At 63.8% G+C, this 13,085-nt stretch carries 10 protein-coding genes; 6 read left to right on the plus strand and 4 right to left on the minus strand.

Annotation, left to right across the window (positions count from 1 at the left end; translation table 11 throughout):
* Positions 1 to 11: 11 nt before the first annotated feature.
* Complete coding sequence (locus FHR73_RS15435) at positions 12 to 428, minus strand: organic hydroperoxide resistance protein (protein ID WP_183632434.1); 417 nt, start codon at positions 426 to 428, stop codon at positions 12 to 14.
* A gap of 150 nt (positions 429 to 578) precedes the next feature.
* The gene (locus FHR73_RS15440) at positions 579 to 1,013 is read right to left on the minus strand and encodes a MarR family winged helix-turn-helix transcriptional regulator (RefSeq protein ID WP_183632436.1); all 435 of its coding nucleotides are present in this window, start codon (positions 1,011 to 1,013) and stop codon (positions 579 to 581) included.
* An 87-nt stretch (positions 1,014 to 1,100) separates the two neighbouring features.
* Here FHR73_RS15440 and FHR73_RS15445 point away from each other — a divergent pair, with 87 nt between their 5' ends.
* Positions 1,101 to 2,618: a sigma-54-dependent transcriptional regulator gene (locus tag FHR73_RS15445; RefSeq protein ID WP_183632438.1), complete on the plus strand. Its 1,518-nt coding sequence runs from the start codon at positions 1,101 to 1,103 to the stop codon at positions 2,616 to 2,618.
* An 18-nt stretch (positions 2,619 to 2,636) separates the two neighbouring features.
* On the opposite strand, the gene poxB is transcribed toward FHR73_RS15445, so the two are convergent.
* Positions 2,637 to 4,361: a ubiquinone-dependent pyruvate dehydrogenase gene (gene poxB, locus FHR73_RS15450; RefSeq protein ID WP_183632440.1), complete on the minus strand. Its 1,725-nt coding sequence runs from the start codon at positions 4,359 to 4,361 to the stop codon at positions 2,637 to 2,639.
* Positions 4,362 to 5,136: 775 nt separating this feature from the next.
* Between poxB and FHR73_RS15455 the strand changes: the two genes are divergently transcribed.
* The 4 genes from FHR73_RS15455 (at position 5,137) to gcvT (ending at position 11,321) form a co-directional block, all read left to right on the plus strand.
* Entirely contained in the window at positions 5,137 to 6,306 is a 1,170-nt protein-coding gene (locus FHR73_RS15455) for a hypothetical protein (RefSeq protein ID WP_183632441.1), read from the plus strand.
* A 529-nt stretch (positions 6,307 to 6,835) separates the two neighbouring features.
* On the plus strand, positions 6,836 to 7,204 hold the full coding sequence (gcvH, locus tag FHR73_RS15460) for a glycine cleavage system protein GcvH (RefSeq protein WP_007159937.1): 369 nt from the start codon (positions 6,836 to 6,838) through the stop codon (positions 7,202 to 7,204).
* A 7-nt stretch (positions 7,205 to 7,211) separates the two neighbouring features.
* On the plus strand, positions 7,212 to 10,067 hold the full coding sequence (gene gcvP / locus FHR73_RS15465; RefSeq protein WP_183632442.1) for an aminomethyl-transferring glycine dehydrogenase: 2,856 nt from the start codon (positions 7,212 to 7,214) through the stop codon (positions 10,065 to 10,067).
* Between the two features lie 144 nt (positions 10,068 to 10,211).
* Positions 10,212 to 11,321 carry a glycine cleavage system aminomethyltransferase GcvT gene (gene gcvT, locus FHR73_RS15470; protein WP_183632443.1) on the plus strand — a complete coding sequence of 370 codons (1,110 nt, stop codon included), beginning with the start codon at positions 10,212 to 10,214 and terminating at the stop codon, positions 11,319 to 11,321.
* A gap of 87 nt (positions 11,322 to 11,408) precedes the next feature.
* Here gcvT and FHR73_RS15475 read toward each other — a convergent pair whose 3' ends face one another.
* Positions 11,409 to 12,023: a glutathione S-transferase gene (locus FHR73_RS15475; protein WP_183632444.1), complete on the minus strand. Its 615-nt coding sequence runs from the start codon at positions 12,021 to 12,023 to the stop codon at positions 11,409 to 11,411.
* A gap of 155 nt (positions 12,024 to 12,178) precedes the next feature.
* On the opposite strand from FHR73_RS15475, the gene FHR73_RS15480 reads away from it, so the two are divergent.
* Positions 12,179 to 13,084, plus strand: a complete 906-nt coding sequence (locus FHR73_RS15480; RefSeq protein WP_183632445.1) for a LysR substrate-binding domain-containing protein — start codon at positions 12,179 to 12,181, stop codon at positions 13,082 to 13,084.
* Position 13,085 lies beyond the last annotated feature (1 nt).

Consider the following 13,085-nt stretch of genomic DNA (forward strand, 5'->3'; position numbering starts at 1 on the left):
TACCGCGACCCTTAGGCCAGGGTCAGGCGCACGTCCACGTTGCCGCGGGTGGCGTTGGAGTAGGGGCAGACCTGGTGGGCCTTCTCGACCAGGTCTTCGGCCACGGCGTGCTCCAGGCCCGGCAGGCTGATGATGAGTTCGACGTCCAGGGCGAAGCCGGTGGGGATCGGGCCGATGCCGACCTGGGCGGTCACGCTGACGTCCGCCGGCACGGCGATCTTTTCCTTGGCGCCGACGAACTTGAGCGCGCCGATGAAGCAGGCGGAATAGCCCGCGGCAAAAAGTTGCTCGGGGTTGGTACCGGCACCCCCGGCACCGCCCAGCTCCTTGGGCGTGGACAGCTGCACGTCCAGGGCCTTGTCGCTGCTGATGGAACGGCCGTCGCGGCCACCGGTGCTGGTTGCGGAAGCGGTATAGAGGATGTTCATGGCGGGCTCCTATTTGCGTATCGCGATAACTTTTTGGTTGGGCCGTTACCGAGAGGGCTGGCCCGGGTACGGATTTAAGTTATCGCGATATTAGTTATCGCGCAAATATTATTTCAGGAGTAGCCGACCAATGGCAGCGGTCGGCGAGGATCAACGTTCCAGTTTGGCGCGCAGGGTCATCAGGTTCTCGCGCAGCCGGGTCATCTCCGCGTCACCCAGCGCGCAGTAGCCGCTGATGGTGCCGTTGATCGTCCGGGCCCGCTCGCGCAGGGTGCGGCCAGACTCGGTCAGCTCGATGGACAGGTTGCGCTCGTCCTCGGCATTGCGCTGTCGGGTCACGTAGCCTTCGGCTTCCAGGCGCTTGAGCACCGGGGTCAGGGCCCCGGAGTCCTGGTGCAGCCGACGCGCCAGCTCCTTGAGCGGCAGGCGGTCGTTTTCCCAGAGCACCAGCATCATCAGGTACTGCGGGTAGGTCAGCCCCACCTCTTCGAGCAGCGGCTTGTACACCTTGGTCATGGCCAGCGAGGTGGAGTACAGCGCGAAGCACAGCTGCTGATCGAGCAGAAGAGGGTCTTTGTTGGTCATGGCGGTCCCGCCTGGTAAATGAGAAGTGATTCTACCCCGAGCATTTGGGTAGCATTAGCCCTTTCGCTTTCAGACCCCAGGGTTTCCATGCGTATCCATGTGTCGTTCATCGATCGTGTCGGCATCACCCAGGAAGTCCTGGCGCTGCTCGGTGCCCGCAATCTCAATCTGGACGCCGTGGAGATGGTGCCGCCCAATGTCTACATCGATGCGCCGACCCTGAGCGCAGCGGTACTGGAGGAATTGCGCGCCGCCCTGCTGACCGTGGTAGGGGTCGAGGCGGTGCGGGTGGTGGATATCCTGCCGGGCCAGCGGCGTTCCCTGCAACTCGACGCCCTGCTCGCCGCCATGGCCGATCCGGTGCTCGCGGTAGACGGCGAGGGCCGCATTCTGCTGGCCAATCCGGCCTTTGCCGCCCTGGCCGGGGAGGGCGCCGGCAACACCTTGGCCGAACTCTTCAACGACAGCGAATTGTCCGCCGAATTGCTGGATCAGGGCTTTCGTTTGCCCCTGCGCGAGGTGGTGCTGCGCGGCCAGGCGCTGCTGCTGGACGCCACGCCCATTGGCGAGCCGGTGGGCGGACTGGCCGGCGGGCTGCTGACCCTCTATGCCCCCAGTCGCATCGGCGGCCGCCTCTCGGCGCTGCGCCACGACACCCCCGAGGGCTTCGATTCGCTGCTCGGCGACTGCGCCGCCATCCGTACCCTCAAGGCCCGGGCCCAGCGCCTGGCTGCCCTGGAAGCGCCCCTGCTGATCCTCGGCGAGACCGGCACCGGTAAGGAACTGGTGGCGCGCGCCTGCCACGCCGCCAGTGCGCGGCGCGAGGCGCCTTTTCTGGCGCTGAATTGCGCGGCCCTGCCGGAGAGCCTGGCCGAGAGCGAACTGTTCGGCTATGCCCCGGGCGCCTTCACCGGTGCCCAGCGCGGCGGCAAGCCAGGCTTGCTGGAGCTGGCCGACCAGGGCACGGTGTTTCTCGACGAGGTCGGCGAGATGTCGCCCTATCTGCAGGCCAAGCTGCTGAGATTCCTCTCCGATGGCACCTTCCGCCGTGTCGGCGGAGCCCAGGAAACCAAGGTCAACGTGCGGATTCTCGCCGCCACCCATCGCGATCTACAGGCCATGGTCGCCGCCGGTACTTTTCGCGAGGACCTCTTCTATCGCCTCAATGTGCTCAGCCTGCAGGTGCCGGCGCTGCGCGAGCGTGGCCAGGACATCCTGCTGCTGGCGCGGCACTTCCTGCAGCAGGCCTGCGCCCAGATCGGCCGCCCGCCGTGCCGCCTGGCTCCGGCCACCTATGGCGTGCTGCTGGGCAACGCCTGGCCGGGCAACGTGCGGCAATTGCAGAACATCCTCTTTCGCGCCGCCGCCATCAGCGAGAGCGGCCAGATCGATGTCGACGACCTCGACCTGGCCGGCACGGCGGTGGCGGGGCAGGTCGAGACCGAAGTCAGCACCCTGGAGGCCGCCGTCCAGGGCTACGAGGCGGCGCTGCTGGAGCGGCTCTATCCGCAGTATCCATCTAGTCGCCAGCTGGCCGCGCGCTTGCAGACGTCCCACTCGGCCATCGCCATGCGCCTGCGGCGTTACGGCATCCCGCGGCGCTAGCGGCCGCGGGCGTCCGGATCAGCGCAGCACGTTGGTCTTGGCCAGGTCCACCACCTCGCTGCCGCGACCACTCATCACCGCGCGCAGCATGTAGAGGCTGAAGCCCTTGGCCTGGGCGGCCTCGATCTTCGGTGGCAGCGACAGCTCCTGCTTGGCGATGCGCACATCCACCAGCGCCGGGCCGGGGTGGGCGAAGGCCTCCTCCAGAGTGGCGTCGAGCAGGCTGGCCGAGTCCACCTTCCAGCCGCGCACACCGCAGGCTTCGGCTACCTGGGCAAAGTCGACGGCGGCGAGATCCGTGGTCTCGTCGATCATGCCGGCGGCCTTCATCTCCATGGCGACGAACCCCAGGGTGGCGTTGTCGTAGACGATGACCTTGACCGGCAGCTTCTCGCTGGCCAGGGTCGCCAGTTCGCCCAGCAGCATGGACAGCCCGCCGTCGCCGGCCAGCGCCACCACCTGGCGATCAGGATAGGCCGCCTGCAGGCCCATGGCCTGGGGCAGGGCATTGGCCATGGAGCCATGGGTGAAGGAGCCGGCCAGCTTGCGCTCGAAATTCATCGCCAGGTAGCGCGCCGCCCACACCGTGGGAGTGCCGACGTCGCAGGTGAAGAGGGCGTCCGCTGCGGCCAGTTCGCTGACGCGGGTGGTGAGGTACTGCGGATGCAGCGGCTCGCCATCAGCGGTGGCGGTGGCCAGTTCGTCCAGCTCGGCGCGGGTCTTGCGGTAGTGCTGCTGGGCTTTTTCTAGGAAGCGGCTGTGGCTGTTAGGCTGGAGGCGCGGCAGCAGGGCGTCGAGGGTGGCGCGGACATCGCCCACCAGCCCCTTGAGTAGCGGGGTACGCACGCCCAGGTGGGCGCCGCGCACGTCGATCTGCACCACGCGGCCGTGATCCGGGAAGAAGTTGCGATAGGGGAAGTTGCTACCCAGCATCAGTAGCAGGTCGCATTCCTTGAGCGCGTGATAGCCGGACGAAAACCCGATCAGGCCGGTCATGCCCACGCCATAGGGATTCGAATACTCGATATGGGCCTTGCCGCGCAGGGCATGGACCACCGGCGCCTGCAGCCGCTCAGCCAGGGCCACCACCTGGGCATGGGCACCGGCGCAACCGGCGCCGCAGAGCAGGGTGATGCGCTTTTCCCCGGCCAGCAATTCGGCCAGGGCATCCAGTTCGGCTTCCGGCGGGACCACCACCGGACGCACTGGCTCGCTCCACTGGGCTTCCTTGATCGGCGCCTCGGCCAGGGCCACGTCGCCGGGAATCACCACCACCGACACCGAACGGTTGAGGATGGCCGAGCGCATGGCGGTCTCGAGGATGCGCGGCAGCTGCTCGGGATGGGAAACCACCTCGCAAAAGTCGCTGCAGTCGCGGAACAGCCGCTCCGGATGGGTCTCTTGGAAATAGCCCAGGCCGATCTCGCTGGAAGGAATCTGGGCGGCGATGGCCAGCACCGGCGCGCCGCTGCGCTGGGCGTCGAACAGGCCGTTGATCAGGTGCAGGTTACCCGGGCCGCAGGAGCCGGCGCAGACCGCCAGGCGCCCGCTGGTGTCAGCCGCGGCACTGGCGGCGAAGGCCGCAGCTTCTTCATGCCGCACCCCGCGCCAGCGGATGCGATCGCGCTTGCGCAGGCTTTCGGTGAGGCCGTTGAGCGAATCGCCCGGCAGGCCCCAGATGGTGTCCACACCAGCAGCTTCGAGGGTGGCGACGAGCAGATCGGCAACGGTTTTCACAGCCATGACAAAGACTCCAGACAAGGATGGGAGAGGGCAAAGCCGCTTGGCAGAGGTCTTGTTGTGCCTTGTTGGTCCGATGAAGCGGGGCGGAAGTTCGCGACCGTCCTGGCGTTTCCCCCGGTGAACGGTACGTACTCGTGCGAGGCCTGGGCGGCTAGGATTGATTTATATATATGACGGATAAATGTAAGGCTGATGCCGTCGATGCATTCGCGGAGGCAACCTTGGACCGAAAAACTGTATCGCCGGGTAATGGCAGTCCAGCGTCCGATGGCTGTTGCCACAGCACGCCTGTGTTAGGCCGGAAGTGCTGGAGCGACTTCTTCAATGGCGAGGGTGTCACGGACGACTTTATGAGAGAGCGAAACCAGCCTGCAGATCAGACGCGTGACCGTTCTGATACCTAGATTCATGCTCAACACCACAGCTTTCATCCTGATAAAACATATTGCAGAAATACGACATGCTCGGGTTTTCGACACTCCTATAAATCGTCGGAATGAAAGGGCTTTCCGATCGCTGTAGTGCCCGATGTGTTGGTTTATGACGAGCATCTCAACCAGCCTCGCGTTTTCGGGACCTTGAGTAAGTCTGTGCTAGTCGAATAATTAATTTCTAGACATTTCTTGTAACCTGAACTAGACCTTGCTGACGCAGGAATGACCTACGTAACCTGTAGTTCAAGGCGATGGCGCACCTTCGGTACCCCGGTGGATAACCTCTTGCAGTCCGAGGTGAGCCAAGTGCGCCTGGATCAATTATTGTCCAGGAGAGTATTGTGAAGAATCTATCGAAAAAATCGGCACCTGCACAAGGCAGCGTGATTGATGATGTGACGGTCTATAGTTTCGGCCATAAACACTCGCTGACTATCGATGTGAACGACTTCGATGAGTATGCGGCGTTCGCAAAGTATGTTGAGGGCTCGGTTCCTGTTAGAGAAGCAAGAGCCTCTCTGACAACCCTGAATATTAACAGTGACTATCTTGAAAAGGTCGCTCGGATCGACGGGCAAACACTGGATACCGTGGCCGGAGGTTCTACCCTAGATTCGACGATCAAGCATCTGAATCTGGCTATTGCAGATAGCGGAGTTTCTGCGTCCAGCTCCATCGTATTGTCAAATTTTGACAGACTTGAAACCTTGGATGCGACCAATTCTACCAAATCGCTTTATGTTGTACTCAGCGAGCAAGGCATGGATGGGCGGAGTACCAGTGCTTATCTGCACTCCATCGAGTTTGCAAGCGGTAGCGCTTCTGTCAGTACGGTTGCGGCTGCAGAGTTTGACTCGGTGGCATCGTTAGCTCATGCGCGTGTTAAAGATATTAGCGTAAGTGCAAGTAACGGTAATGTTGGCGTTACAGCCATTATCCAGCAAGCAGATGTCAATATCGAAGCGCGTCACGGTAGTGCAACGGCAGATCTGTCCTTCGTGAAGGGGGTAGACGCTCATAATGCCTCCTCACATGGTTCGCTGGGACATGGCGTCAATATTGTTATGAGTGGTGAGGGCAGCGGAAATCTAACACTTTTCAATGGAAACCTGGTCAATTATGAGGCGGCAGCTTCTAGTGCTGAGAAATCAGCATCGATCATTGCTAACCTGGTCAAAGTAACAGGATTTGACATTTCTGATAGTTATATTCTTTACGGCTTTCCTGTTGGCAAGCCTGAAGCGGTGGTCACCATTGCAGACAGTGCCGTAGCAGGGGCGAAAGACATATCCACTGTCTTGGATATTGTATCGAAGGAAACCGTAGGGGAGGTCAATGCTGCGGTTTTTCACTACCACGGTAATACCTATATTTTCCAAGATGCGCAGCCAGGTTACGTATCGCCTCCTTCGGTGGATTCCGCAGACAGTCTGATTGAGTTGGTGGGGGGTTACGATCTCAATGATGTTGCGGCTCACGTGGTGGCGGGTATACGTGGAATGGGCCACTGATTGCGCTTGCACTATTAATTTCCTTCAGGTCTCTGCCCTTATCGCTACTGATAAGCCGTGAGCCTGTCGGATCAAAATGAAAGAAAGGGCCAAGGAGTGTTGGCCCTTTCTGCTGAACAATTGCCTGTCCACTTGGTGGACTGCCGGCTTGTTCAGTGCACTGAAATGCCACTGCAGGCGTGGCGATGGCAAACAATCAGACCGCCCATTCAGTCCATCTGTTTTCTGGCGGATAAAAGTAGGCCCTTGGCTCTGCGTGCCTCATACCGTGGCGATCGATTTCCAGTCGACATCGTGCAGCTGAACTACCTGACCTACGAGCCCAGCTATTTGTGGATCGATTTCGATACGGTGTTCTTTAATCGTTACAGATATGACCGCCTGCGGTGAGAGGTTGTAACGATATCGCTACACTGCGGTACCGCTTTTCTGGTTAAACCCTTGAAATTACTGGCCTTTGTTCCTGGCATCACCCTTGCACCACCAGACCCATCTATCCATCAGGACAAAGGTCCGCAGGAGTCTGGCAATGGGTCTGCGCTATACCGAAGAACACGAATGGCTGCGTCAGGAAGCCGATGGCAGCATTACCGTCGGCATCACCGACTATGCTCAGGACTCGCTCGGCGACCTGGTCTTCGTGCAACTGCCGGAGCTGCGCAGCTACGCCCAGGGCGATGAAGTGGCGGTGCTGGAGTCGGTCAAGGCCGCCAGCAACATCACCATGCCGCTGGACGGCGAGGTCCTGGCGGTCAACGAGGCGCTCAACGATGCGCCCGAGACCATCAACAGCGATCCGCTGAACGCCGGCTGGTTCTTCCGTTTCCAGCCCGCCAATGCCGAAGCCTTCGCCGCGCTGCTTGACGAAGCCGCCTATCAGCAACTGATCAAGGGGTAAGACCGCCATGTCGCTGCACGACACCCTCAGCACCGCCGACGAATTCGTCCCGCGCCACATCGGTCCGCGCGAGCTGGACGAGATCGCCATGCTGAACCTGCTCGGCTACGAATCCCTGGGCGCCATGACCGCCCAGGTGATCCCCGAGAGCATCAAGGGCACCAGCGTACTGGACCTGCCCGCCGGGCTGTCCGAAGCCGACGCTCTGGCTGAGCTGCGCACTATCGCCGGCAAGAATCGCCTGCTCAAGAGCCTGATCGGCCAGGGCTACTACAACACCCACACCCCGGCGCCGATCCTGCGCAACCTGCTGGAAAATCCGGCCTGGTACACCGCCTACACCCCCTACCAGCCAGAGATCTCCCAGGGTCGCCTGGAGGCGCTGCTCAACTTCCAGACGCTGATTGGCGACCTCACCGGCATGCCGGTGGCCAACGCCTCGCTGCTGGACGAGGGCACCGCTGCCGCCGAGGCCATGACCTTCTGCAAACGCCTGGCGAAAAACAAGGCCAGCGCCTTCTTCGCCTCCGTGCATTGCCATCCGCAGACGCTCGATGTCCTGCGTACCCGCGCCGAGCCCCTGGGCATCGAGGTGGTGGTGGGCGTGGAAACCGAGATCGAGGACCACGGCCGCTTCTTTGGCGCGCTGTTCCAGTACCCCATGACCACCGGCGAGATCCGTGACTACCGGGAGAGCATCCAGGCCTTCCAGGCCGCCGGTGCCCTGGTGGCCATGGCCGCCGACCTGCTGGCCCTGACCCTGCTCACCCCGCCCGGCGAATTGGGTGCGGACGTGGCCATCGGCACCGCCCAGCGCTTTGGCGTACCGCTCGGTTTCGGCGGTCCGCACGCGGCGTACTTCGCCACGCAGGACAAGTACAAGCGCGACATGCCCGGTCGTGTTGTCGGCGTCTCCATCGACCGCCACGGCAACCCGGCCTATCGCCTGGCGCTGCAGACCCGCGAGCAGCACATCCGCCGCGAGAAGGCCACCAGCAACATCTGCACCGCCCAGGTGCTCCTGGCCAACATCGCCAGCATGTACGCGGTCTACCACGGTCCCGAAGGCCTGACCCGCATCGCCACCCGGGTGCAGCGTCTGACCAGCCTGCTGGCCGCCGGCCTGCAGCGCTTGGGCCACGAGACCCAGCACACCGCCTTCGACACCCTGACCCTGGTGTTCGGCGCGCGCACCGCCGCCCTGCACGAGGCCGCCCGTGCCCGTGGCTACAACCTGCGCGAAGTCAGTGCCGAGGCCCTAGGTGTATCCCTGGACGAGACCAGCACCCTGGCCGATGTCCAGGCGCTGCTGGAGATCCTGGCCGACGGCAAGCCCGCGCCCCAGGTCGCCGAGCTGGGCGATGTCCAGGGCGTGGAAGTGCCCGCGGCGCTGCAGCGCCAGTCGGCCTTCCTGACCCATCCGGTATTCGCCAGCCACAGGTCCGAGACCGAGTTGATGCGCTACCTGCGCAAGCTGGCGGACAAGGACCTGGCGCTGGATCGCACCATGATCCCGCTGGGCTCCTGCACCATGAAGCTCAACGCCGCCAGCGAGATGATCCCGGTCACCTGGGCCGAATTCGGTGGTATCCATCCCTTCGCGCCGGCCGACCAGGTCGAGGGCTATGCCCAGCTCACCACCGAGCTGGAAGCCATGCTTTGCGCCGCCACCGGCTATGACGCCGTCTCCCTGCAGCCCAACGCCGGTTCCCAGGGCGAGTACGCCGGCCTCTTGGCCATCCGTGCCTATCACGCGAGCCGTGGTGAGAGTGAGCGCGACGTCTGCCTGATCCCGGCGTCGGCCCACGGCACCAACCCGGCCACCGCCAGCATGGTTGACATGCGCGTGGTGGTGGTGGCCTGCGACAAACGTGGCAACGTCGATCTCGACGACCTGCGCGCCAAGGCCGAGCAGCACAGCGAGCGCCTGGCCGCGCTAATGATCACCTACCCGTCCACCCATGGGGTGTTCGAGGAAGCCATCCGCGAGATCTGCCAGGTGGTCCATGACCACGGTGGCCAGGTCTATATCGACGGCGCCAACATGAACGCCATGGTCGGTCTCTGCGCCCCGGGCCAATTCGGCGGCGACGTCTCCCACCTCAACCTGCACAAGACCTTCTGCATCCCCCACGGCGGCGGCGGTCCGGGCGTCGGCCCCATTGGCGTCAAGGCGCACCTGGCGCCCTTCCTGCCCGGCCATGCCCGGCTGGAACGCAAGGAAGGCGCGGTCTGCGCGGCGCCCTACGGCAGCGCCAGCATCCTGCCGATCTCCTGGATGTACCTGAAGATGATGGGCAGCGCCGGTCTGACCCGCGCCTCGCAAATCGCCATCCTCAGCGCTAACTACATCGCCCGCCGGCTGGAAGAGCACTATCCGGTGCTCTACAGCGGCACCGGTGGCCTGGTGGCCCACGAGTGCATCCTCGACCTGCGTCCGCTCAAGGACAGCAGCGGGGTGACCGTGGACGACGTGGCCAAGCGCCTGATCGACTTCGGCTTCCATGCCCCGACCATGTCCTTCCCAGTGGCCGGCACCCTGATGATCGAGCCCACCGAGAGCGAGTCCAAGCAGGAACTGGATCGCTTCTGCGACGCCATGATCGCCATCCGCGAAGAGATCCGCGCCTTGGAAGCCGGCAACCTGGATCCCCAGGACAACCCGCTGAAGAACGCGCCGCACACCGCGCGCGAACTGGCGGGCGAGTGGACCCACCCCTACAGCCGCGAGCAGGCGGTCTTCCCGCTGCCGAGCCTGGTGGACGGCAAGTACTGGCCGCCGGTGGCGCGCATCGACAACGTCTACGGCGATCGCAACCTGGTCTGCTCCTGCCCGCCGATCGAAGCCTACGGCGAGGCCTGAGCCCTTACCCCGGCCCTTTTCCCCCTGGGAAAGCGGCCGGGGTAAGTGATGACCGAATCACCCATAGTTGCGACCCAACAGTCCAGTGCTTGCCCGCTCCTCCTCGAGGGGCGAGCAAGCCGCCACCCGACACGGAGCCCCACCATGTCCCTGCTCAAGACTTCGCTGCACGCCCTGCACCTGGAACTCGGCGCCCGCATGGTGCCCTTCGCCGGCTACGAGATGCCGGTGCAATACCCGCTCGGCGTACTCAAGGAGCATCAGCACACCCGCGCCCAGGCTGGGTTGTTCGATGTGTCCCACATGGGTCAGGTCCTGCTCGAGGGCGAAGAAGCCGCCGAGGCGCTGGAGACCCTGGTGCCGGTCGACATCATCGACCTGCCCAGCGGCATGCAGCGCTATGCGCTGCTGACCGACGACAACGGCGGCATCCTCGACGACCTCATGGTCGCCAACCTGGGTGACTGCCTCTACCTGGTGGTCAACGCCGCCTGCAAGGAAGCCGACCTCGCCCACCTGGAAAAGCACCTGGGTGATCGCTGCCAGGTGCTGCCGCAATTCGATCGCGCCCTGCTGGCCCTGCAAGGTCCCGCCGCTGCCGCGGTGCTCGCGCGCCTAGCGCCGGAAGTGGCCGAAATGACCTTCATGCAGGTCCGCCGCGTCAAGCTGCTGGACCAGCCCTGCATCGTCAGTCGCAGTGGCTACACGGGCGAAGACGGCTACGAGATCTCGGTGCCCAGCGCCGCTGCCGAAGTCCTGGCGCGCCATCTGCTGGCCGAGCCGGAAGTCGAGGCCATCGGCCTGGGCGCGCGTGACTCCCTGCGCCTGGAAGCCGGTCTGTGCCTCTATGGCCATGACATGGATGCCGGCACCACGCCGGTGATGGCCAACCTGGGGTGGGCGCTGTCCAAGGTGCGTCGTGAAGGCAACGGTCGTGCTGGCGGTTTCCCCGGTGCCGAGCGTATCTTCACCGAGCAGCGTGAGGGCGTGAGCCGCAAGCGCGTCGGCCTGCTGGTGCAGGAGCGGGTGCCGGTGCGCGAGGGTGCGGAGTTGGTGGATGCCAACGGTGCCAGCATCGGCCGTGTCACCAGTGGCGGCTTCGGCCCGACCCTGGGGGCGCCGGTAGCCATGGGGTATGTCGACAGCGACTTCGCCGCCCTGGATACCCAGTTGTTCGCCGTGGTGCGCGGCAAGCAGGTGCCGGTCAAGGTCGCCAAGACCCCCTTCGTGCCGCAGCGGTATTACCGCGGTTGATCTGAGTGTTGGGCTTCGCGTTGATCAACCCAACCTACGAGCTTGTGCCGTAGGTTGGGTGGAGCGCTAGCGAAGCCCAACGCCCCCTCACGCCACCGGATAATCCCGAAACACCGACAGCGCCTCCGCTTCTGCGGTCAGGGCCTCCAGCGTCGGATAATTGCGCCGCTCGATCAGCCCGGGAAGGGCGAAGTGCAGGAAGGTCCAGGCCACCGCCGTGTCGATGGCGTCCTGGCCGATGCTGTCTTCACCCAGCGGTGGACGCGGGCCCAGCCAGGCCTTGTCGAGAGCGCCACAGGCCGCGCGCAACTGTCCTTCCACGCGCTGCTGCCAGGGCGCATGCCGCTTCTCTTCCGGCCTTAGGTCACGCTCGTACACCAGCTGCACCGCCTTCTCGGACAGGGCCAGGGCCAAGCCGCTGCGACTGAGGGCGGTCGCCTGGGCCGCGTGGCCGCTCGGCCGCAATTGCCGACTGCCACAGGCGAGGTGCTGGGCATAGTCCAGAATCAGCGACGAATCCATCAGCCGCTGACCGTCCAGGCAGATCAGCGTGGGTGCCTTGAGCACCGGATTGAAGCTGCGAAAGCGCTCGACCTCGCGAAACAGCGACACCTGGCGCAGTTCGAAAGGCAGTACCAGCAGGCGAAGGGAGATCGCGACTCGCCGCACATAGGGGGAGTCGAGCATGCCGATGAGTTGCATGGGGGCGTCCTGTCAGAAAGAGTGAATCCTGTTTCACGTGGAACGTCACCCGTGTCGTATGTTTCACGCTGGGTTCCGCTCTAGACAAGACATTAAGGATTCGGAGAAGCTGCTACCAGCGAGAAAATCTAACCGGATCGTTAAGGAAAGCTTACATGTCACGCGTGCCGCCGCTGAATGCCCTGCGCTGCTTCGAGGCGGTAGCTCGTCTCGGCAGCGTGACCCGTGCCGCCAGCGAATTGCACCTCACCCATGCCGCGGTGAGTCAGCAGGTGAAGGGCCTGGAGCATCAGCTGGGCATGGTGCTGTTCGAGCGCCAGGGGCGTGGGATCGAGGTCACCGGCGACGGCCGGGTCTATGCCGGACAGGTCCGTCAGCTACTGGACGACCTGGGCGAGGCGACCCGGCGCCTGCAGGCCCGTCCGCGTCGCAACGAACTGGTGTTCGCCACCTTTCCCTCCTTCGCCACCCACTGGCTGTTGCCGAGGCTGCCGCGGTTTCGTGCGCTGCATCCGGAGTACCACATCCGCATCCAGACCAGCCTGGATTTCCAGGATCTGCGCCAGGGCATGGTCGATATCGGGGTGCGCATGGGGGAGGGGCAGTGGGATGGTCTGACGGCGTTACGGCTGTTCCAGGACGATGTGCTGCTGGTGGGGGCGCCTGGTTACAACGGTGGGCAACTGCCGCGCAGCCTGGACGAGGCCCTCGCGCAGCCGCTGTTGCATACGGAGGAAACCTGGCAGCACTGGGGCGAAACGGCCGGTCTGGGCGAAGCGGCGCCCAATCGCGGCATCAGCGTGAACGACTCCAATGTGGTGCTGGAGGCGCTGCGCCTTGGACAGACGTTGGCGCTGGAGCGGCGCAGCCTGGTGCAGGCCGCGTTGGACGAAGGTCGCCTGGTTCAGCTCAGTCCGGTGGTGGCGCCTTATCCCTATGCCTATTGGCTGGTCTGGCCGGAACGCGCCGAATCGGCGGAAAAGCAGGAACGCTTTACCGCCTGGATCCAGGCCGAAGTTGCGACCTATCTGGCCGCGCTGGATGCGCCGACACCCGCTTAGG

Source organism: Pseudomonas sp. AS2.8, assembly GCF_014190935.1.
GTDB lineage: Bacteria > Pseudomonadota > Gammaproteobacteria > Pseudomonadales > Pseudomonadaceae > Chryseomonas.